Raw genomic sequence first — 22,648 nt, forward strand, 5'->3', positions numbered from 1 at the left:
CGCGCCGGCGCTGTCAGGGCACCGGGCGGATGTGCCTTTTTAATGGGATACAGGTTCTTTTAAATGGCGGTAACAACGGGGAGACATGCCGTAGCGGGCCTTGAATATTTTGTAGAAATAACTGAAATTGTGGTATCCCACATGCAGGCCGATATCTGTCACAGTGAGGGAAGTATTCCGGAGCAAGTGGGCTGCCTGGTTCAGTCTTTTTTCCTGGAGCAGATCCTTGTAATTTTTTCCTGTCAGCCGCTTGATGACGCGGCTCAGCCAATAGAGATCATAGCCCAGTTCCTGGGCCAGCGCGGACAGTTCCCCGTCGCTGTAGTGCTCCTCGATATATTGGAACACTGTGAGCAGCAGCTCCTGCTCATAATTTTCCTGTCCGATCTCAGCTTTGTCAATGTAATTCATGAGCTGCAGAAAGAGCAGGCCCATGGTGACTTGGTTGGAACTGCGCTTGTTGGGCTGTTTGTTGTGCAGCGTCCAAATGAGATTTTCCACAAGGTTTTGGATCGGTAGGATATCCGCAGCTTTAAAGTGAAGATAATGGATATTCTGGCTGCCGTTCTTCAGACACTCGATGATAAAGGTGCGCAGCATATTGTCCTCTGTGCCGATCATACCAAGGGGCTGGCCGAAAAATTCCGGCAGGATGATAAAATTAACGGCAATGTCGTCATATCCCGCGGGATATATTTCCTGGGTGGCAGTCTGGCTTAAAAAGAGGAGTTCCCCGGTGCCCAGAAGGACCTCTGAGCCGTTTATCAAGTGGCGGGTGCTGCCGGAGCACATATATATCATTTCCACGTAGTTGTGGTTATGCTTGGGAAAGTGGACAAAACGGGTATGGGGACGGATCTCCAGGAGCTTTCCGTGTTCCAGAAGTTTTTTGTTGTCAATGGTCATGGAGTGTTCCAGATTGTAGAGGGAGGGATTGATACATTTCTGCCCGTCTAACAGGGCCTGTTCCTCCGCTGTTATTTTTTTCAGTTCCTTCAGAAGTTCTTGATTCATGGTATCCCCCCTTATGATCCGATCCGGCAGTGCGGCGTTTTCCTGCTCTTGTCTGTGCGGAGCAGTTCTGACTTTATCTTAATACGGTGGAGAAAAAAATGCAATCGGCAGACTGCAAATAAGGTTATAAAATTATGCAAACAGTGTACTTTTTCTTTCCCTCCTTTTTCGTTAAGATAGAGGCATAAGGAGGTGGAAAATGATGACGGAATATTATCTTGCAGTGGACATCGGAGCGTCCAGCGGACGTCATATTCTGGGGCATATGGAGCAGGGCCGCATGGTGATGGAGGAGATCCATCGCTTCCGCAATGGGCTGACCATGAAAGACGGGGAGGCCTGCTGGGACCTGGAGCAGTTATTTGAGGAGATCAAGACAGGACTGAAAAAGTGCGGAGAGTCCGGGAAGATACCTGTGAGTATGGGGATTGATACATGGGCTGTGGATTTTGTGCTTTTGGATGAGAATGGCAGGGTTCTGGGCAATACGGTGGGATACCGGGATAAGAGAACAGAGGGGATGGACCGTCTGGTCTATGAAATCCTTCCGGAAAAAGAACTGTATAGAAGAACAGGGATCCAGAAACAGATATTCAATACCATTTATCAGCTCATGGCAGTGAAAGAAAAGCATCCGGAGTATCTGGAAAAGGCCGACGCCATGCTGATGATACCGGATTATTTTCAATTTCTGCTGACCGGAAGGAAAGCGGCGGAATACACCAATGCCACTACCACACAGCTTGTAAGCCCCCGTACAAAGGACTGGGATATGGAACTGATTGAAATGCTGGGATACCCCAAAGGGATTTTCCAATCTGTGCAAGATGCGGGTACGGTGCTGGGCGGCTTTACAGAAGAGATACAAAGAGAAGTGGGATTTGACTGTCAGGTTATCCTGCCGGCTACCCATGACACGGGTTCCGCGGTTTTGGCTGTGCCGTCAAAGGATGACAAAGCTTTATACATAAGTTCAGGCACCTGGTCTTTGATGGGGGTAGAGCTTGGGCAGGCGGACTGTACGGAGAAAAGCCGGAGGCTGAATTTTACCAATGAAGGCGGTTATGCTCACAGGTTCCGTTACCTGAAAAATATTATGGGGTTGTGGATGATCCAGTCCCTCAAAAAAGAACTGGGAGATGTCTATTCCTTTGCAGAGCTTTGTCAAATGGCAGAAAAAGAGGAGATTCCGTCCCTTGTGGACTGCAATGACGGCCGTTTTCTGGCGCCGGTGTCCATGACAAAGGCTGTGCAGGAATACTGTGAGGAGACAGGGCAGCAGGTTCCGGTGACCCCGGGACAGCTTGCAGGGGTTATTTACAGAAGCCTTGCAGACTGCTATGGGAGAACAGTTGGTGAGATTGAGGAGATGACAGGCATACAATACAGACATCTCCATGTAGTAGGCGGCGGAGCCAACGCCGCGTATCTGAATCAGCTCACTGCTTCCAGTACCAGAAAAACTGTTCTGGCAGGCCCAACGGAGGCCACTGCTGTGGGCAATCTGATGGTGCAGATGATGGCAAAAGGCGTTTGGATAGACTTAAAAGCAGCCAGGCAGTGTGTCTATGACTCTTTTGAAATTCAAGTATATGAGCCGTGAAGATGAAAAGTAACGGCAGCAGTAACGGCAACAGGAACAGAAAAGGTGCACTGTCTGTACGGAGTGTAAAGACACGGGACAGCTGCGGTGACCATAAAGTCAGGAGGAAAAATATGACTACAGCACAGAGATATGAATCAGCCAGGGAAATTTATAAAAATATGGGGGTGGACACAGACAAGGCAGTGGAGACACTGAAAAACATCCACATTTCCATGCACTGCTGGCAGGGGGACGATGTACAGGGATTTGACCACGAAGGTCCTTTGTCCGGCGGTATCCAGACAACAGGAAATTACCCAGGAAAGGCCAGAACACCGGAGGAGCTGATGGAGGACATTGACAAGGCTTTGAGTCTGATCCCGGGAAAGCATAAGCTGAATCTGCATGCCAACTATGCCATTTTTGAGGACGGCTGTTTTGCGGACAGAGATGCCTTAAAGCCGGAGCATTTTAAGAGATGGGCAGAGTTTGCAAAAAAGAGAGGTATGGGCATTGATTTTAATCCCACCTTCTTTTCTCATGAGAAGGCGGAGAGCTTTACCCTCTCAAGTCCGGATGAGGAGATCCGTCAGTTCTGGATCCGCCATGGACAGGCCTGTATCCGCATATCCCAGTATTTTGCAGAGGAGCTGGGTCAGCCCTGCGTCATGAATATCTGGATCCCGGACGGCTATAAGGATGTGCCGGCTGACCGTCTGTCCCCAAGAGCCAGGTTCAAGGATTCTCTTGATCAGATATTGTCCGTTGACTATGACAGATCAAAAGTCTATGTGTGCCTGGAATCAAAAGTATTTGGCATCGGCATGGAGTCCTACACGGTTGGTTCCAGCGAATTCTGCATCAACTATGCAGCCAACAACGGGATTTTAAGTCTCATGGACAACGGGCATTATCATCCCACAGAGGTGGTTTCCGATAAAATTCCGGCTATGCTCTTATTTAATGAGAAACTGGCCCTGCACGTGACAAGACCGGTGCGCTGGGATTCCGATCATGTTGTGCTCTTCGATGACGAGACAAAAGAGATCGCAAAGGAAATCGTGAGAAACGATGCCATTGACAGGGTATTTTTAGGACTTGATTTCTTCGATGCCAGTATTAACCGCGTCAGCGCATGGGTGGTGGGAATGCGGAATATGCAGAAAGCATTTCTGTTTGCCCTGCTTCAGCCAAACAACAAACTGAAAGCACTGCAGAACAGCGGCGCCTTCACAGAGCTTATGATGCTCCAGGAAGAGCTGAAGCTGTATCCTTTCGGGGATGTATGGAATTATTTCTGTGAACAGTGCGGCGTTCCTGAGAAAGAGGACTGGTTTAAAGAAGTGCAGCAGTATGAAAAAGAGGTGCTGAGCAAACGTTCCTGAAAAAGCGCAGACACGCCCAGACAAGGAGAGAAATCCTCAGCACAATACAGAAAGGAACAGAAAAATGAAAGTTTTGGAAGCAAAATTCGTACAGGGTTTTATGAGAATGGCAGATGACGGCTGGAACCAGGGATGGCATGAGAGAAACGGCGGAAATCTGACTTACCGCATCAAAAAAGAGGAAGTGCAGTCTGTAAGGGAAGAGCTGTCAGAGGACGGGGACTGGAAGGAGATCGGTACAGCGGTTCCGGCTCTGGCGGGAGAGTATTTTCTAGTGACAGGAAGCGGGAAGTATTTCCGCAATGTTATGACAGATCCGGAGGACTCCCTTGCTGTGATCGAGTTAGATGACAAGGGAGAGAATTACCGTATCTGCTGGGGCCTGGTAAACGGAGGAAGACCTACCAGTGAACTGCCCTCCCATCTGATGAACCATGAGGTGAAGATGCAGGCTACAGGCGGAAAGCACAGAGTGATCTACCATGCCCATACGGCAAATGTGATCGCCCTGACCTTTGTGCTGCCCTTAAGGGATGAAGTGTTCACAAGAGAGCTGTGGGAGATGGCAACAGAGTGTCCGGTGGTGTTCCCGGACGGTATCGGTGTTGTGGGATGGATGGTGCCGGGAGGAAGAAAGATCGCTGCCGCCACCAGTGAACTGATGAAAAAATACGATGTGGCCATTTGGGCACATCACGGTATGTTCTGCTCAGGGGAGGATTTTGATCTGACCTTCGGGCTTATGCACACAGTGGAAAAGTCCGCGGAGATCCTTGTAAAGATGTTGTCCATGAGACCGGATAAGCTGCAGACCATCACTGCGCAGAATTTCCGGGATCTGGCGGTGGATTTTCATGTGGATCTGCCGGAAAAATTTTTGTACGATAAATAAAAACTACAGCGGCAGATGTTTTGCGCCCGGCATGAGAAATCGTGCCGGGTGTTTTTTTGAGGTGGGAAGGAATGGGAGAAGAGGATTGCCAAGTGGGCAGGCAGATAATATAATAGAAAAAAAGGGTGATAAGGGAGGGGTTTTTAGTGATTTGGCCGGATATTCAGAGGAATCTGGGGGAAGTGTTTGAAGGGGGGATCATGCCCACAATGGTTTACATAAATAAACAGAGAATCAATAGAAGCAGAGTGGACAGACCGCTGCACAGTCATGAGTCCATCTGTGAGATGCTGCTTATTTACAGGGGTACAGGTATTTATACAGTAAATGCTGTAACTTATCATCTGGAAGAAGGGGATGTGCTTTTTTATAATCAGGATGATCTGCATGAAGTATCTTCAGGAACGGAGGAGGAGATTGGGTCTTATTGTGTGGGAATCACGAATCTCAGACTCAAAGGGCTGCCAAGGAATCATCTTGTGGGAGAAGAAGGACCTTATGTGCGGAAGGCAGGACAGATGTATCCCCTTTTAAAAGAAATGTGCGGGCAGATGTATATGATGCAGGAGACAAATCAGACCGGCAGGCTGGCCGCACAGCTTTTGTGTGCTTCATTGGTGGTGATGGCAAGCCAGTTGGAGGCTTTTCCCCAGGCTGTGGCAGATGGTACGAAGGAAGAACAATTTGTGGCTAGGATATGGAATTATCTGAACAAACATTATACGGAGGAGATAAGCCTGGAAAAAATTGCAGAAGCTCTGGGGTGCTCAGCTCCTTATGTGTCTCATGCATTTAAGAATGCGACAGGAAGTACCCCTATTCAGTATGTGATACGGCGGAGGATCGGACTGGCACAGACGCTGCTGATCTCTACAGACATGACCGCCACACAGATTGCTACTACGGTGGGGTATGACAATACCAATTATTTTTGTACTCTGTTTGCAAAGGTAGTGGGGATGACACCGATTCGTTATAGGGGACTTTATTTGGAGGAGCTTAAAGGGGTTCGTAACCAGTCATGAAAGGATGAAGATCAGTAACCGTTCAGTAAATAAGTGTGGAAGAGAAAGCTTATTATTTAGGCTTTGGCTTCCACACTTATTTTTTTATATTAGGGGAGTATCAAATTTGGAGGGGTTTTGAAGGATTCAGGGAGACAGAAGAGAAGAAGAACAGGATAGTGAAGTATGCTGAGGAAAAAAGGGGGAGGCTGAGAGGAGTTTCGGGGATTTGGCGGGGAAGATGGTACAGGATACTGAAGGCGTGCTTTTAGCGGGTGGGATATAATGGGAACATAAAAGAGCACAGAGAAAGCACACAGAAATAGCACACAGAAAAAGGAGGAAATAGCATGAGTATGAATATTTGCGGGGCACCGTGCTGCTGGGGAGTGGATGACGTGAAAAATCCATATCTGCCGGCTTGGGAGAGGGTGCTTGAGGAGGCCGGACTGGCAGGATACAGGGCAATTGAACTGGGGCCTTATGGATATCTGCCGGTTGATGCAAAGAGAGTTTCCCGGGAGCTGGAAAAGAATGGACTGGCTATTGTGGCAGGGACTATTTTTGATGATCTGCTGAGTGAGGAGAATTATGAAAATGTACTCAGGCAGACAGAGGAAATATGCAAACTGGTGACAGCGCTTCCGCCGCTGCCGGTACATGAGGGTCAGCATTTTGCGGCACCTTATCTTACAGTTATGGATTGGGGGCATGATGAAAGGGATTATGCAGCGGGACATCCGGATGCGGCGCCAAGGCTGAATGAAAAAGAGTGGGGCATTATGATGGAACATATCAGAGGGATATGTAAAAAAGCAAGGATATATGGAGTACGGCCTGTAGTCCATCCCCATGCGGGAGGGTATATTGAGTTTGCAGATGAGATAGAAGCTCTGGTCAGAGATATTCCTTATGAATTGGCAGGACTTTGTCTGGATACGGGGCATCTCTATTATTCAGGAATGGACCCGGTTGAATGGCTGAAAAAATATGCGGGACGTTTGGATTATGTACACTTTAAGGATGTCAGTGAAAAAGTATACAGGGATGTGCTGAATAAGAAAATCCGTTTCTTTGAAGGATGCGGAGAAGGGGCTATGTGTCCCATTGGAAAAGGGTGTCTGGACTATCCGGGAATCAAAGCAGCATTGGAGGAGATCGGATATAGCGGATATATCACGATCGAACAGGAGCGGGACCCAAGAAATTCAAATACCAGTCTGCGGGATGTGAGAGAGAGCGTAGCATATCTGAAAAGTGTTGGATACCAGATTTGACGGAACAGAATAAAGATAAAAAAGGAGAATGAGAATATGTATTACGGAGAGAAGAAAGTTGAGAATCCAATTCGCTGGGCAATGGTTGGAGGAGGAAAAGGAAGCCAGATCGGTTATATCCACAGGTCTTCCGCACTGAGAGATTTTAATTTTGAGCTGGTGGCCGGTGCCTTTGATATTAATCCTGAGAGAGGGAAGGATTTTGGAAAAAAACTGCATGTGAGTGAAGACAGATGCTATCCCGATTATAAGACCATGTTTGCCAGGGAGGCAGAGAGAGAGGATGGTATCCAGGCGGTATCTGTGGCTACGCCAAACGGTACCCACTACGAGATTACAAAGGCAGCGCTTGAGGCAGGACTTCATGTGATTTGTGAAAAACCTCTTTGTTTTACAACAGAACAGGCAGAGGAGCTGGAAAAGCTGGCAGTCAGGAGAAATAAAGTGGTGGGTATCACCTATGGATATGCCGGACATCAGATGATCGAGGAGGCACGGCAGATGATCGCAGATGGGAAATTGGGTGATATCCGTATCGTTAATATGCAGTTTTCCCACGGGTTTCACAATGTGGCGGTGGAAGCCACCACAGCGTCTACAAAGTGGAGAGTTGACCCCAAAGTGGCAGGACCGTCTTATGTACTGGGAGATGTGGGAACACATCCGCTTTATCTGTCAGAAGTAATGCTTCCGGATATGAAGATCAAACGGCTTATGTGCAGCAGACAGTCTTTTGTTAAATCAAGGGCACCTCTTGAAGACAATGCTATGACAATTATGGAGTATGAGAACGGAGCAGTGGGATATGTATGGTCTTCCTGTGTGAACTGCGGTTCTATGCATGGACAGAAAATAAGGGTTATCGGTGAGAAAGCATCTCTGGAGTGGTGGGATGAAAGGCCGAACCAGCTCACCTTTGAAGTACAGGGGGAGCCGGTAAAAGTTTTGGAAAGAGGTATGGATTATCTGCATCCCTCAGCAATGGCTGATGACAGGATCGGAGGGGGACATCCGGAGGGTCTGTTTGAGGCGTGGAGTAATCTATACAGCCGTTTTGCACAGGCAATGACTGCTGCGGATGAAGGGAAAAGTGTAGATTTCTGGTACCCTAACATTCATGCCGGTGTAGAAGGTGTGCGCTGGGTGGAAAACTGTGTGCGTTCCGCAGATCAGGGAGCTTCCTGGGTGGACTACAAGTAAAAGAGATACAAGGAGATGATGAGATGAAAATTGCATTTGACGTGGATGTGCTGGCAAAGCAGATGGATATAAACAGAATGGTACACCAGGTGGCTGACTGGGGATATAAATATATAGAACAGTCACCACATCCCAGGATCAATCCCTTTTATAAACACCCCCTATTTTCAAAAGAATGTGAAGCGGAGTATCGTAAGGCACTTGGTGAAACAGGGGTGGAAATATCCTCTTTTATCGTGGTGTACCGCTGGTCCGGCCCCACGGAGGAGGAGCGGCAGTTTGCAGTGGCAAATTGGAAACGGATGATAGAGATCGCTGTGGATATGGGAGTTCAGGTTATCAATACAGAGCTTTCAGGAGATCCCAATCAGCAGGAGATCTGTAATGGCATGTGGTTCAGATCCATGGAGGAACTGCTTCCGATTTTTGAGCGGGAGGGAATCCGTGTGGAGATACAGTCACATCCTTATGATTTTTGTGAGCTGAACAACGAGACCTGTGATATGGTAAAATCCTTCCGGTCAAAAAATCTTGGTTATGTGTACTCTTCGCCTCACGGATTTTTTTATGATGAAGGCAGAGGTGATGTGCGTTCCATGCTGCGGTATGCGGGTGATGAACTGACACATGTGTTGTTTGCAGACACCTTTAATCAGACCTTGGACTGCCGTTATATTGCTAATCCGCCGTGGCTGAACAAAGGGGGAAAAGCGGACGTGACAATACACCAGCATCTGGCTATGGGAGAGGGAGATGTGGATTTTGAGGGGATTTTTCAGACTCTAAGAAAAATGGAGTTCGCGGATAAACAACTGAGGAAGGACGCGCCCAAGGCAGGCGGTGACAACATTGCATGTGTCTCTATGTTCGGGTTTCCGGAGAAGATGGACAGGCAGGCACCCCAGGCACGGGAGCGGATCGAAAGGGAACTTCTGGGAAAATAAAATCGGATATAAGCGATAGATAAAAGGATTGGGAGGACTTTATTGTGGAAAAGGAAATGGGGAATGTACCCTCTGCGGGGGCGGAGAGGGGGAAACTATCTTTTGCTGCACGTGTTTCTTACGGGTGCGGTGATACTGCCTGTAATGTTGTTTTTGGTATGATCAGTACGCTGCTGACTCTGTTTTATACAGACTATGTGGGGGTAGCTGCGGCTGCAGTGGGAATGGTAATGCTGATCTCCCGTGTGTTTGATGGATTCTCAGATGTGGTTATGGGACTTCTTGTGGAGCGGACAAACTCCAGATGGGGAAAATCAAGGCCATGGATATTATGGATGGCTGTACCTTATGCGGTGTCAGCAGTGCTGTTGTTTACAGTACCCCATACAACGGGATTAGTTCAGTTTCTGTACATATTTGTCACTTATAATTTTTGTACCACAGTTTGCTATACAGCTATCAATCTTCCGTATGGCAGCCTTTCCGCTATGATGACGAGAGAGTCAGGGGAGAGGGATATGCTCAGCATTGTGCGCATGGGAATGTCGCCATTCGGCCGAATTCTGGCGGTCACTTGTACTATGCCTCTTGTAAAGCTTTTTGGGAATGACCAGGCCGCATGGGTAAAGACTATGGCGATCTGGGCGGCTCTGGCCTTGGGACTGCTGCTGATATGCTTTTTTAGGTGTGAGGAGACTGTAAAGATCGAAGCACAGGCAAAGCAGGAGAAAATACCTGTGGGGAAATCTTTTAAAGCCCTGGTATGTAATCAGTATTTTTGGGCAGTTCTGATATTATGGATGATGCAGAATGTTATTTATGGACTGACCGGCACCATTCTGCCTTACTACTGCAAATACATTTTCCACAATGATACGTGGATGTACAGTGCTTTGTATCTAACAGAAACACTGACCATTGTATCCGCTACTTTTGTCTGCCCGTTTCTCCTCAAACGGTTTGGTAAGAGGAATATGTCTTTGGCAGGGGCAGTATTGGCTCTGATCGGCCAATGTATCTTTTTTATCAACCCAGATCATTTTCAATGGATGCTCCTTTGCTGTATCATTCGGGGGATTGGCCTGGCACCTCTTAATTCCGTTGTTTTTGGGATGCTGGGGGATGTGGTGGAGTTTGGACAGTGGAAGACGCACATTCGTCAGGAAAGTCTTATTTTTGCAGGCGGATCAGTGGGAACCAAGATTGGCTCCGGGCTGGCGTCTGCATCCATGACAGGGCTTTTGTCCCTGGCGGGATATGTCAGCTCTACAAATGGAAATATAGTACAGCCGGAAAGTGCTGTAGCTATGATACAGAAAATATACATGTTTGGCCCTTTCCTTGTATGGAGCGTAGTGATCGTTACGCTGGTTTTGTACAGACTGGATAAACGGTATCCTGACATTATGAAAGAACTGTGCAGAAGAGAGGCCTCTGGCTTTTTGTAATACAGACAGAAAAAATCCGGTCCTGTTTTCCATCAAATTGGAAGGCAGAGCCGGATTTTTCTATGGTATCCTACAGGATTAAATGTTACAATGATAACAATAAGGATTTTTGGACGGTCAAAGTACCGGTTCTGTAAGGAGATTATCATATGTATGAAGAAATGCAGCAGAGAGTGGAGGCATATGCCTCCCTGATCCTGAGAAGATATTTTTGCGAGTCAGATGTGGAGTTTCTCATATCCACATTTGATGATGATATCGTATGGCTGGGAGCAGGGCCGCAGCAGAAGGCAGAGGGCAAAGAGGCTGTGGCAGCCTGCTTTCGGGAAGGAAAGGAGGATCTGGCACCCTGCCATATGTACGGCGAGCAGTATGTGACCAGGGCACTCACAGAGGAATATTTTTTCTGTGAGGGGGAGAGCTGGATCCAGCCAAGGGAGGAAACCGGTCTGTATTTTAAGACGCACCAGAGGATCACTTTTATCTTCAGGCTGGACAGAGATAAAAATGAGCTGATAACGGTTCATATTCATAATTCCGTGGATTTCTCCGATATACAGCAGGGAGAGCTTTTCCCGGTCCAGGCGGGGAAAGAGGCGTACAGGAAACTGGAAGAAACTCTGGCCAATAAGGACAGACAGATAGAGCTGATGCTGTCCCAGCTTCCCGGGGGAATGCTGATCTGCCGGGAAGATGAGCAGTATTCTGTCAAATGGATCAGCGACGCCCTCTGTCATCTTCTTGGATACATAGGGCCTGAGGAATTTGATGAGTTTACCGGGGGCTGCTGCAGAGGGTTTATACTTTCTGAGGATTATACCGCCATGAGGCAGCAGGCGGAGGCGAGTCTGGAGGAGAGAGGAACCTATAATGTGGAATACCGTGTTGCCAAAAAAGACGGCAGCCAGTTCTGGGTATCCGATATGGGAAAAAAGGTTACGGATGAGGAAGGGGAGGACGTGATCTACTGCTTCATCGGTGATATATCAGAGAAGAAGGAGCGGGAGCAGCAGGCTCAGCTTGCAGGCAGAGAGGCAGCCAGACAGGCGCGTTTTCTCACCCAGCTCTACAACTCTATCCCCTGCGGCATTCTGCAGTTTGAGCCGGAACCGCCTCACCACATTGTCAATTTCAACCGGAGAGTCTGGGAGTTCTATGGTTATCACTCAGAGGAAGATTATATGAAGGAATTGTATAATCCTCTATTGATGGCTCTGGAACATGATCGGGATAAGATTGAGTCAAAGATCCGCAGCCTCCGTGTGGGCAGCGGCATCATCACCTATACAAGAGAGTCCAGGAAAAATGACGGTTCGCCTATGTGGGTCAGTGTGATCATGGAACGCCTTATCAATGCGGATGGTCTTGACGTGGTCCAGGCTATTTTTACGGATATTACGCAGATGCACCTTCTGCAGGAGGCCCAGGAACAGGAGCAGCGGATCGAGAACCAGTCCCTGCGGGCAGCCACCTGTACAGCGTATCCATTGATCATGAGTATCAACCTTACAAAAAATACATACAACTGTTTCATTGAGGAACAGATCTGTCCTTATGAGAGAAGCGGGATCTATGATGAACTGCTGAGGATTTCCACCCCTGATGTCTACCCTTCCTACCGGGAGGATTTTGAAAAGTTCACATCCAGGGAATCTATTATAAAAAGATTCGCAGCCGGTGAGCGTGAGCTTTACATGGAACTGCAGGAAAAGGGATATGACGGGGATTACCACTGGATCTCCATACAGGTCATCTGTGTGGATAATCCTGTGGGGACAGACGTGCTGGCAATCGAGCTGGTAAAGGTGCTGGACAGCCAGAGAGCGGAGCAGGCCAGACAGGAACAGCTTCTCAGAGATGCCCTGGCAGGTGCCAAGGCAGCCAACAGCGCGAAATCTGACTTTCTCTCCAGAATGAGCCATGATATCAGAACGCCCATGAATGCCATTATCGGAATGAGCACTATCGGCCAGATGAAAATTGAGGATACGCCCAGAGTACAGGACTGCTTCAGAAAAATTGACGCCTCCTCCAGATACCTGCTGTCCTTGATCAACGATATTCTTGATATGTCCAAGATAGAGACGGGTAAAATGGAGATCAACAGCAGAAAATTCAATTTCGCTGAATTGTATGAGGAGATATCCTCTATTATTTATCCTCAGGCTGTGGAGTCTATGATAGGCTTTGAGGCCAGACAGATTGAGCCTATGGAGCATTATTATGTGGGAGATGCCCTGAGGGTCAAACAGATACTCATGAATCTGCTCTCAAATGCGCTGAAATTCACACCTGCCCAGGGAAAGATCCTGGTGAGCACCCGGGAAGAGAAGCGTACCAATGGCTATGCCTATGTGCAGATCACTGTTGAGGACAGCGGTATCGGTATGTCTGAGGAATTCAAGGAGCGTATATTCCAGCCTTTTGAACAGGAGAGCGCAGAGAGTGCCAGAAACAATGTGGGAAGCGGTCTGGGACTTTCCATTGTATTCAACCTGGTTCAGCTTATGGGAGGCAGGATACAGGTGGAGAGCCAGAAGGGAAGGGGCAGCAGATTCATGGTTTCGATCCCTCTGGGGCTGGTGGATGATGACGAGGAGGAAGAATTCAGGCGGAAAAACAGGGAGCTTATGAAAGATGTGGAAGTCCTGGTAGTGGATGACGACGAGATCGTATGTGAACAGACCTCAGTCATTTTGGAGGAGATAGGCGCGCATTCTATCTGGGTGTCATCCGGCCGTGAGGCTTTGGAACAGGTGAGCATTGCTGTATCCCAGGGAAGGACCATAGATGTGGCCATGATTGACTGGAAAATGCCGGACATGGACGGCATAGAGACAACGCGCCGCATCCGTGAAATCACCGGGACGGAAACCATGATCATCATTATATCAGCCTATGACTGGAGCAGCATAGAGGAGGAGGCCAGAAAGGCGGGGGCCAATTTCTTCATACCCAAACCTCTTTTCCGCTCCACCATTTACAATACGTTTTCAAGGCTGGGGACAGTCTGCGGCAGTGACAAGGAGCCGGAGGAAGAGGAGACAAATTTCGGAAAACGGCGTGTGCTTTTGGTGGAAGACAATGACCTGAACAGGGAGATTGCCCAGTCTCTTCTGGAGATGCACGGGATACAGACGGATACTGCCGTGAACGGAGCAAAAGCCGTGGAGATCTATACAGAGGCACCTCAGGAATATTATTCGGCGGTTTTGATGGATATCCGCATGCCGGTCATGGATGGGCTGGAAGCCACCAGAAGGATCCGGGGTCTGGAAAAGAAAACAGGGGGAAAGATTCCGATCCTGGCTATGACGGCAAATGCCTTTGATGAGGACAAGATACAGGCTTATGAAGCCGGAATGACAGGGTATCTGGTGAAGCCGCTGGAGATGAAGGCACTATTGGATGAGCTGCAGATCATATGGCAGTAGAAATCCCAAACACTATAAATGTATAGTTTTTACAGGAGGTTAAATCTATGGAGATGAAGCAAATCAGAATGGGAATTGTGGGAGCCGGTACCTGGGGACAGACGCATGCGTCTATTTATGCAGAGCATATCTGCGCCATCCCAGTGGCCATCTGCGACAGCCGGGAGGAAAGGGCCAGGGAGATCGCGGACAAATATGGGATCGCCAAGGTGTATACAGACTATCACAGCCTGGCAGCAGACCCGGAGGTGGACGCGGTGGCCATAGTGACACCGGATTTTGCCCATGGGGATATTGCGGTGGCAATGGCGAATGCGGGGAAGGACATATTGATCGAGAAGCCCATTGCAACCACCAGGGAAGATATAGAAAGGATCTGCAAGGCGGTCCGGGAAAACCATGTGCGCTGTATGGTAGATCTGCACAACCGATGGAACCCTCCCTTTAACACAGCAAAGCAGGAGGTGGAGTCTGGAAAATTAGGAACTCCCTATACGGGCTATATCCGGCACAGCGATGTGAAATGGGTGGCAACCGATATGCTTTCCTGGGCTTCCAGATCCTCTATCCTCTGGTTTTTGGGAAGCCACAGCCTGGATACCCTGCGGTGGATCTTCGGGGATGAGGTGAAACGTGTCTATGCGGTAAAACGCAAAGGGATTCTGGAGGAATTAGGAGTAGACACGGAAGACATTTATCTCACCACCATTGAATTTGAGCATGGAGGCATTGCCCAGATGGAAAATGGCTGGATCACACCAAACGGAAATACCAACGTGAATGATTACAAATTCAGCGTCCTCTGCACAAAAGGAATGATCAATATGGATCTGTCCAGCCATAACCTGATTCAGGAGGTGACAGAGGAAAATACCAGCACTCCGGATATTCTGGTATCTAACCGTGTATTTGACCGGTGCAAAGGCCTGTCTTATGAGAGTATCCGTGATTTTATCGACCGTCTGGTGGACGGCAGGGAATTCCGTGTCTCCATGGAGGATGCCAGAAGAACGGCCATTGCGATCCTGGCTATCATGGAATCCGCGGAGAAAGGTATGCCTGTGGAGGTAAATTACGATTAAAATGTGACAAAGTCCCTTTCCATATTTCTGAATATAGTATATAATCTGAAAAAAATGTTATACCATTAATAGCAGCAAAGAATGCCTTTTATAAGGGCAGGCAGATACAGAATTCAGATATGGAGGACAAAATGAATTTAGACTTTAAACCGGTAGAAGCAGAAGATATAGATAGATTGACACCTCTTTTTTGCAGGAGACCCAACAAGACCTGTGACAGCGTGTTTCTTGACAGTTTTATTTGGAGCAAGCTTTACGGCGTTCAGTTTGCGGTCAGCGATGGCAAAGCGATCCAGTGGCTTATGGAGAATGACGGCGTGGCTGGGACAGCCATGCCTATCTGCAGTGAGGAAGATTTGGAACATTATTTCAATGAGATCGTGGAATACTTTAATACCGTACTGAAAAAGCCTTTATATATCCATCTCGCCGATGAGGAGGCAGTTATGGCCCTGGGGCTTATGGAGCAGACGGACAGATTTTTAGTGAAAGAGCAGGAAGACTTAAAGGATTATCTCTATGACGGAGATGCCATGAGATCCCTCTCAGGGAAGAAACTGCATAAAAAGAAAAACCATCTCAATGGATTTAAGAGGGATTATGAGGGCAGGTATGAGTACCGCCGGCTCTGCTGTTCTGACAGAGGGGATGTATGGAAGTTTTTGGACCACTGGAGAGAACAGAAGGGCGAGGAAGTGGAGGCACATCTGGACTATGAGGTGGAGGGAATCCACGAGATCCTAAAAAACTGCTCCAATCTACAGGTCCGCATGGGCGGAGTCTATATTGACGGAAAACTGGAGGCATTTACCATCGGAAGCTTTAATCCCCTGGAAAATATGGCCGTGATCCATATAGAGAAGGCCAATCCTGAGATCCGGGGGTTATACCAGTTCATTAACCAGCAGTTCCTCCTGGCCGAATTTCCGGAAGCGGCTTTGATAAACCGTGAGGACGACCTGGGGATCGAGGGGCTTAGAAAGGCAAAAATGTCTTATAATCCTGTGGGATACGCCAGAAAATATGAAGTAAAGCAGATTGATTTCAAGGCAGAAGCGTGAGGTGCGGTATGGAAACGGCGTATCTGAACAGTTCTGAGAAAAATAGCTGCAGAAGCCTTTGGGAGGAAGCCTTCCCGGAGGATTCCGCACCCTTTACAGACTACTACATGGAAGAAAAGACGAAAGACAATAAGATCCTGGTCCTTCGCAAGAATGGCAGGATCCTCTCCATGCTCCACAGAAATCCCTATGAAGTTTATGTTAGGGACAGGCTGTGGAAGTGCGATTATATAGTAGGCGTTGCCACGGCAAGAGAAGGGCGGCGCAGAGGATATATGCGCAGGCTCATGAACAGGGCGCTGTCGGATATGAGGGCGGAGGGGATGCCCTTTTGCTTTCTCATGCCTGCGGCAGAAGAAATCTACCTTCCTTTTGGTTTTACATTTATCTTCGATCAGCCGGAATGGGAACTGCCCGCCATGCGGATGCAGGACAGCGCTGTGGCGGTTCGCCGTCTCAGCAGTCTGGACGCTGAGGCGGTCATGGAGAAGACGGGCCAATGGATGAACTCCTGGCTGAGTAAGAGATATGAAGTCTTTGCCAGGCGCGATGCAGAATATGTAAGGCGTCTTCTCAAAGAGATGGAAAGCGAGAACGGAATCCTGGAGGAGATACAGGAGGAAGGAAAAACAGCCGGCTTTCGGGGCACATGGGGATTGGAAAAACAGGAGCAGCGGCTGCTGCTGGCAGAACCCTCCCTTTACCGGGAAAAAGACGGAGGAAAGCCGGCTATTATGGCAAGGATCGTGAGCCTGCCTGATTTTATGACGGTCATCCGTCTGAAGGAGCAATCGCCTGCTGATTCCATGACTTTCTGCCTGGAGGTAGAGGATGAGCAGTTGGAAGAGAACCGGGGCATGTTTTCTTGGACGGTGGACAGGCATACCTCTGTTATCCGGCGGGTGTCACGGGAGACAGCCGCAAAAAAGAGCACAGACGGTTCCCCGGTTATAAGAATCCATATTCGTGAGCTGACATCCTGGCTTTTTGACTACCATATACCTGAAAACCTGCCTGCGGGGACAGAAGATATCTGCCCTCTCGGAGGGGTATTTCTGGATGAAGTCGTATAGAGAAGTATGGTTGGGACATATTTGAGCATAATAAAACTCCGGTTCAAAAGGTTTTAACTCCTTTTGAACCGGAGTTTCGTTTATCCGGAATTCTGTATATCCGGATTGTTCTAACGGATTTCTGTCTTCCAGAATCCGTGCAGGTTGCAGTACGCATAGGCTGCCACCGGTTTGTCGCCCTCTGTGAGGGCAAAGCAGGCTTTAGGGTCTCCATCTGCTTTTAAGCGGACTCTCTGGAGGCCTTTTTCAGTTTCCAGACAGATGAAGCCGATGCTGTGTTCCTCTGTCATAGGATGGGCTATGCTTCCCACATTGACGGTGACGACATTTCCGTTCTGCTCCACAACAGGGAGATGCTTTTCAGAGGCACCTTCCGATGTGTTGGCTTTCAGTTCAGTCAGCTCCTTCTGGCAGCAGGAAAAGCTGGCTTTCGGATCTGCGCAGAGCACCTCGATCAGAGTGCTGCATTCTTCGCTGCCGTAAAAACGCGGTTCATTCATATTGTGTTACCTCCTTTTCTGCATTATAGTCATTCCCGCGAATTGTGATGTTTATGTGCAGTGCCGGAGGTATAACTTTTCTGATTTTATAGATAATAAGTGGTAAATGAGAGGAAGGAGTGATCACAGATGGATAAAAAAATAAATCTGCCCACTGCCAATGAAGAGGGATGTTATGAGATTCGTCTGGAGAGTATAGGCGGATTGGGGGCAAATCTGTGCGGAAAGCTTTTAGGTGAACTGGGGGCGTCTTACATGGGGCTTAACGCATCCAGTTTTTCCAGCTATGGTTCTGAGAAACGAGGTTCACCGGTAAAAGCATTTATCCGCTGGTGCGTACCGGACAGAGAAATCCGTATCAGCAGTCCGGTGGAAAAGCCTCACATCCTGGGACTCTTCCATGAAGCCCTTTCCGGTAAGCTGCCGGTTACGGCGGGCGTTACGGAGGAGACGAAGATTGTGATAAACTCTCCGGACTCTCCTGGCAGGCTGCGGGAAAGGTTGAGACTTTACGGAGGCAGCATCTACGCGGTGGATGCCCTGAAGATTGCTATGGAGAGCAAAAGCCGTGTGAACATGGTCATGCTGGGGGCAGTGGTAAAGGCTGCGGGGTTTATCCCTTTGGAGCTGGCGTATGATCTGGTAAGGGATACACTGGGCAGAAAGTATCCCGCACTTCTGGAACGGAATCTGGAGGGCGTGAAACGTGGATTCGAGGCGGCTAAGGAGGAACATTTTACTCCTGATGGGAAATATGAAATGGTCCATTATAAGGAGGTGCAGAGCCGGTGGGGGTACAAAAATGCCCCGGAGGGAGGCGTCAATACCCGTTACGGAAGTACGGTCTCCAATGACCTTTCAGCGTCAAGAGAGGGATATATTCCTCTTTTTATCCAGGACAGATGTATCAACTGCGGCCTGTGTGATTCCACATGTCCTGATATGGTATTCCAGTTTGAAAAGGGAGAGTATAAAGGCAGAGAGGCAATGGTAAATAAAGGGCTTGACTACCATCACTGCAAGGGATGTCTGCGCTGTGTGGATGTCTGTCCTGTGAATGCCCTGGTGCAGGGGGTGGAGAGAGAGCATCCTGACCCGAATTGGTTTGTGAGAAATAAGGATCTGATCACAGACCATCTGGAATTTGAGGATGCAGGGGCGAATTCCTGGGTGACCAGTGATTCCTACCTGGAAGAACGGAGAATTGACGGAGGGCTGGTTTGATGGAGAGACAAAAGGTATTGTTTGAAAGCGGAAATGAACTGGCAGCTTTTGCGGCAAAACAGATCAATTATCATGTGATGGGATATTACCCCATCACTCCTTCCACACAGATTGCGGAGTTTCTTGATCTGATGAAAGCGGAGGGGGAGCATGATATTTCCCTCATTGCCGCGGAAGGAGAGCACAGCGCGGCGGGAATCTGTTACGGCGCGTCGGCGGCAGGTGCCAGGGTGTTCAATGCCACAAGCGCCAATGGTCTTCTGTACGCCTTAGAACAGCTTCCAGTACAGTCGGGGACCAGATTCCCCATGGTGCTCAATGTGGCGTGCAGGACTGTGTCAGGGCCTCTGTCCATCAAAGGCGACCACAGTGACATTATGTATACACTGAATACCGGATGGGTGATCCTGTTTGCAGATACACCCCAGGCGGTCTATGATATGAACCTTTGCGCCATCAAGATCGCGGAGATGGTGAGACTGCCGGTGATCGTGGCCTTTGACGGCTTTTTTACCAGCCATCAGAAGAAAAAATGCTATGTGTTTGAGGATGACTGTACGGTGGGAGAATTTATAGGAGAGTATGATGCCAGATATTCTGTGCTGGATCTGGAACATCCGGTATCCATCGGCTCCTATATGAATGAACCAGATACGCTCAATAATAAATATCAGCTTCACCTGGCCATGGAACAGGCACGCACAGTGATCCCCCGGGTGCTGAAAGAGTATGAAACCCTATCCGGGAGGAAATATCCTCTTGTTGAGGGGTACAAGAATGAGGACGCGGAGGTGATCTTGTTTCTGCTGGGTTCTTCCTACCATACAGCCAAAACAGCAGCCGACCGGATGCGGGAGGAAGGCATCAAGGCGGGTGTGGTCACACTTCATACCCTGAGACCCTTTCCCGCCGAAGAGCTTTACGACCTCTGTAAAAGTGCGGTGACCATACTAGCTGCTGACAGGCAGGACAGCTACGGTGCGGGCGGAGGAAATATGACCCTGGAACTGAAAGCTGCCCTTAAGGACCACAACAGTAAGGCAAGGGTCATAAGCCGCATTTACGGGCTTGGAGGAAGAGATTTTTATGTGCAGGATGCACTGGAGCTGTTCAGGCAGTGTCTGGACGGACAGGCTGCCGGATTTGACTATCTGGGTATCTATCCGGGGGATGAGGAACTGGAGGAGAAGCAGTATTTTGCACCTATCAGCCGGGAGGAGGCAAGCCCCGGATATATTTCCGGTGAGGCAGATGAAAATGGCCGTGTGAAAGTATCCGGAGGAAGGGTAAATGAGAGCACAGTCATGCCAAAAAGACTGGCTCCCGGACACGGTGCCTGCCCGGGATGCGGCATTCCAGTCAATGTGAATCTGCTGTTAAAAGGAATAGAGGGAAACGTAGTTCTGCTGTTCCAGACAGGATGCGGCATGGTGGTCACCACCTCTTATCCGAAGACAGCCTTTCGTGTACCATATATCCACAATCTGTTCCAGAACGGTGCCGCAACTTTGGCCGGTGTTGTGGAGGCGTTTCAGCAGCGTAGAAGACGGGGAGAACTGCCGGATGAGGCCATCACTTTTGTGATGGTCAGCGGAGACGGCGGCATGGACATCGGCATGGGGTCTGCTCTCGGAACAGCTCTCAGGAATGACCATCTCATCATTTTCGAGTATGACAACGGGGGATATATGAATACAGGATACCAGCTCTCCTATTCCACCCCCAAAGGGGCCAAAAGCTCCACCTCCCATATAGGAAAAGAGCAGTACGGCAAGACCTTTTTCCACAAGGATATGCCGATGATCATGGCAGCCACAAATCTGCCCTACGTGGCAACTGTGGCGGAGTCCAATCCCGCGGATTTTATTAAAAAAGCCGCGAAGGCAAAGGTGTATGCCCAGCGTTTCGGAACGGCATATGTGAAGACACTCTCTGCCTGCCCCCTAAACTGGGGAGATAAGCCCAACACAGAGAGAAGAGTCATTGAGGCGGCGGTGAACTGCTGCTATTTTCCTCTCTATGAGATAGAGAATGGGATCACCACACTGAGTTATGACCCGGAGAAACGGGAGAAAAAGATTCCGGTCACAGACTGGCTGAAGATGATGGGAAGGACACGTCATTTGACAGAGGAGTCCTACAGGCAGACAGCGAAAGAGATACAGGCGGAAGTGGACAGACGCTGGGAGCGGCTGAAAGCCAGGGCGGAACATCCCCTTCTTTAACGGGTGTTTGTAATCTGTCGTTATCAGGAATGGATTTCAAGCACACACTTTATCTTGACTGTATGGTATATCCATCATATTATAGATATTGACGGAAAATTTTGACAGAATTTGCGGCCGTTCACAGTCCCTGCAAAATTACAGTTTTGTGAACCGCAGCCGCAATTTTACAACATGAGAAAAGAGGAAAATAATATGATGTATCTCTGGCTTCTGCTGGGATTTGTCTTTCTGGTAAAGGGAGCGGATCTCTTTGTGGACGGATGTTCTTCTATTGCCAAGACCCTGCGGGTTCCATCCATTATCATCGGCCTGACCATTGTGGCCTTCGGCACCAGTGCGCCGGAGGCCTCAGTGAGTATCATGGCCTCCCTGTCAGGCAATAACGATATTGCCATCAGCAATGTCATCGGTTCCAATCTGTTCAACAGTCTGGCAGTGATCGGTGTGTGCGGCGTGGTCCTGCCCATGAAAATACAGGGAGGACTGCTGAAAAAGGAGATGCCTTTTTCTATTCTGGTCACAGGACTCTTGCTCTTATTTTGTATGTTCTCCATCGGAGGAGGGAAGGGTGTACTGCAGATCGGGCGTCTGGAAGGGCTGATCCTGCTTCTGCTGTTCGCGGGATTTCTGTATATGCAGATAAGATCAGCACTGAAGACCCGCACCGTAAGGCCGGAGGAGGAGAATATCGGCAGGAAGCTTTCTCCTGTCAGGAGTATTGTATATGCGGTCCTGGGTATTGCCATGATAATCATAGGCGGGGAACTGGTGGTAGACAGCGCAAGTGACATTGCGGCTGCCTTTGGCATGAGCCAGACCCTGATCGGACTGACCATTGTGGCAGTGGGTACTTCCCTGCCGGAGCTTGTCACCTCTGTGGTGGCTTCCACAAAAGGGGAGAATGACCTGGCTATGGGCAATGTTATAGGGTCAAATATATTCAATATCCTACTGATCATTGGAGCGTCCGCCGCCATTTCACCCATGACGATCAGCAGGGAGTCCATCTATGACGGGGCTATGCTGCTTGTGATGAGCATCATTCTCTTTGTCCTGGCGAAAAAGGGAGAGAAGATCAGCAGAGGAGAAGCGGTACTGCTCTTAGCACTCTATGGAGGATATACAGCTTATATTATAATGCGGTGATAGATGAGAGATTGTCACATTGTGTTTGCAGCAGCATGGTCAAGGCAGGCCATGCTGCTGCATTTTTTAGGGCCGGTGGTCTGCTGTGATGTTGTCAGGCAGACGCCGGCTTCTGTTGTTTCAGGTCATATTTTTCTCGAATTTTCAGTTT

The 22,648-nt window shown here is 48.8% G+C and carries 18 protein-coding genes; 16 read left to right on the forward strand and 2 right to left on the reverse strand.

Annotated features, from left to right (window positions below; genetic code table 11):
* Window positions 1-39: 39 nt before the first annotated feature.
* The gene (locus tag BLCOC_RS05285) at window positions 40-1,014 is read right to left on the reverse strand and encodes an AraC family transcriptional regulator (RefSeq protein WP_115624628.1); all 975 of its coding nucleotides are present in this window, start codon (window positions 1,012-1,014) and stop codon (window positions 40-42) included.
* Between the two features lie 202 nt (window positions 1,015-1,216).
* Here BLCOC_RS05285 and rhaB point away from each other — a divergent pair, with 202 nt between their 5' ends.
* From rhaB to BLCOC_RS05350, 13 genes are all read left to right on the forward strand, one after another.
* The gene (gene rhaB, locus BLCOC_RS05290; protein ID WP_115625545.1) at window positions 1,217-2,617 is read left to right on the forward strand and encodes a rhamnulokinase; all 1,401 of its coding nucleotides are present in this window, start codon (window positions 1,217-1,219) and stop codon (window positions 2,615-2,617) included.
* 113 nt (window positions 2,618-2,730) lie between these two features.
* Window positions 2,731-3,984, forward strand: coding sequence for an L-rhamnose isomerase (locus BLCOC_RS05295; RefSeq protein ID WP_026255450.1), 1,254 nt, complete (start codon window positions 2,731-2,733; stop codon window positions 3,982-3,984).
* Window positions 3,985-4,048: 64 nt separating this feature from the next.
* Window positions 4,049-4,876, forward strand: coding sequence for a rhamnulose-1-phosphate aldolase (gene rhaD / locus BLCOC_RS05300; RefSeq protein WP_115624629.1), 828 nt, complete (start codon window positions 4,049-4,051; stop codon window positions 4,874-4,876).
* A 146-nt stretch (window positions 4,877-5,022) separates the two neighbouring features.
* Window positions 5,023-5,901, forward strand: a complete 879-nt coding sequence (locus BLCOC_RS05305) for a helix-turn-helix domain-containing protein (RefSeq protein ID WP_226984823.1) — start codon at window positions 5,023-5,025, stop codon at window positions 5,899-5,901.
* Between the two features lie 35 nt (window positions 5,902-5,936).
* Window positions 5,937-6,152, forward strand: a complete 216-nt coding sequence (locus tag BLCOC_RS05310; RefSeq protein WP_115624630.1) for a hypothetical protein — start codon at window positions 5,937-5,939, stop codon at window positions 6,150-6,152.
* A 78-nt stretch (window positions 6,153-6,230) separates the two neighbouring features.
* Window positions 6,231-7,157: a sugar phosphate isomerase/epimerase family protein gene (locus tag BLCOC_RS05315; protein WP_115624631.1), complete on the forward strand. Its 927-nt coding sequence runs from the start codon at window positions 6,231-6,233 to the stop codon at window positions 7,155-7,157.
* Between the two features lie 36 nt (window positions 7,158-7,193).
* Window positions 7,194-8,357 (forward strand): Gfo/Idh/MocA family protein, encoded by a 1,164-nt coding sequence (locus BLCOC_RS05320; protein WP_115624632.1) that lies wholly within the window; start codon window positions 7,194-7,196, stop codon window positions 8,355-8,357.
* A gap of 23 nt (window positions 8,358-8,380) precedes the next feature.
* The gene (locus BLCOC_RS05325; protein ID WP_029470342.1) at window positions 8,381-9,301 is read left to right on the forward strand and encodes a sugar phosphate isomerase/epimerase family protein; all 921 of its coding nucleotides are present in this window, start codon (window positions 8,381-8,383) and stop codon (window positions 9,299-9,301) included.
* 56 nt (window positions 9,302-9,357) lie between these two features.
* Window positions 9,358-10,749: an MFS transporter gene (locus BLCOC_RS05330; protein WP_115625547.1), complete on the forward strand. Its 1,392-nt coding sequence runs from the start codon at window positions 9,358-9,360 to the stop codon at window positions 10,747-10,749.
* Window positions 10,750-10,898: 149 nt separating this feature from the next.
* Window positions 10,899-14,183 carry a hybrid sensor histidine kinase/response regulator gene (locus BLCOC_RS05335; protein ID WP_115624633.1) on the forward strand — a complete coding sequence of 1,095 codons (3,285 nt, stop codon included), beginning with the start codon at window positions 10,899-10,901 and terminating at the stop codon, window positions 14,181-14,183.
* 47 nt (window positions 14,184-14,230) lie between these two features.
* Window positions 14,231-15,265: a Gfo/Idh/MocA family protein gene (locus BLCOC_RS05340; RefSeq protein ID WP_018595115.1), complete on the forward strand. Its 1,035-nt coding sequence runs from the start codon at window positions 14,231-14,233 to the stop codon at window positions 15,263-15,265.
* A 131-nt stretch (window positions 15,266-15,396) separates the two neighbouring features.
* The gene (locus BLCOC_RS05345) at window positions 15,397-16,326 is read left to right on the forward strand and encodes a DUF2156 domain-containing protein (RefSeq protein WP_115624634.1); all 930 of its coding nucleotides are present in this window, start codon (window positions 15,397-15,399) and stop codon (window positions 16,324-16,326) included.
* A gap of 8 nt (window positions 16,327-16,334) precedes the next feature.
* Entirely contained in the window at window positions 16,335-17,399 is a 1,065-nt protein-coding gene (locus BLCOC_RS05350; RefSeq protein ID WP_115624635.1) for a GNAT family N-acetyltransferase, read from the forward strand.
* Window positions 17,400-17,509: 110 nt separating this feature from the next.
* Here the strand turns inward: BLCOC_RS05350 and BLCOC_RS05355 are convergent, their stop codons facing one another.
* Window positions 17,510-17,899 (reverse strand): desulfoferrodoxin family protein, encoded by a 390-nt coding sequence (locus BLCOC_RS05355; RefSeq protein WP_115624636.1) that lies wholly within the window; start codon window positions 17,897-17,899, stop codon window positions 17,510-17,512.
* Between the two features lie 129 nt (window positions 17,900-18,028).
* On the opposite strand from BLCOC_RS05355, the gene BLCOC_RS05360 reads away from it, so the two are divergent.
* The 3 genes from BLCOC_RS05360 to BLCOC_RS05370 all read left to right on the forward strand — a co-directional run bounded on the left by BLCOC_RS05360 (window position 18,029) and on the right by BLCOC_RS05370 (window position 22,497).
* Complete coding sequence (locus BLCOC_RS05360; protein ID WP_115624637.1) at window positions 18,029-19,123, forward strand: 2-oxoacid:acceptor oxidoreductase family protein; 1,095 nt, start codon at window positions 18,029-18,031, stop codon at window positions 19,121-19,123.
* Window positions 19,123-21,348 carry a thiamine pyrophosphate-dependent enzyme gene (locus BLCOC_RS05365; protein WP_207660201.1) on the forward strand — a complete coding sequence of 742 codons (2,226 nt, stop codon included), beginning with the start codon at window positions 19,123-19,125 and terminating at the stop codon, window positions 21,346-21,348. The genes BLCOC_RS05360 and BLCOC_RS05365 overlap by 1 nt, the downstream gene beginning before the upstream one ends.
* A 195-nt stretch (window positions 21,349-21,543) precedes the next feature.
* On the forward strand, window positions 21,544-22,497 hold the full coding sequence (locus BLCOC_RS05370; protein ID WP_115624639.1) for a calcium/sodium antiporter: 954 nt from the start codon (window positions 21,544-21,546) through the stop codon (window positions 22,495-22,497).
* The last annotated feature ends 151 nt before the right edge of the window (window positions 22,498-22,648 follow it).

The organism is Blautia coccoides (assembly GCF_034355335.1).
Taxonomy (GTDB): domain Bacteria; phylum Bacillota; class Clostridia; order Lachnospirales; family Lachnospiraceae; genus Blautia; species Blautia producta.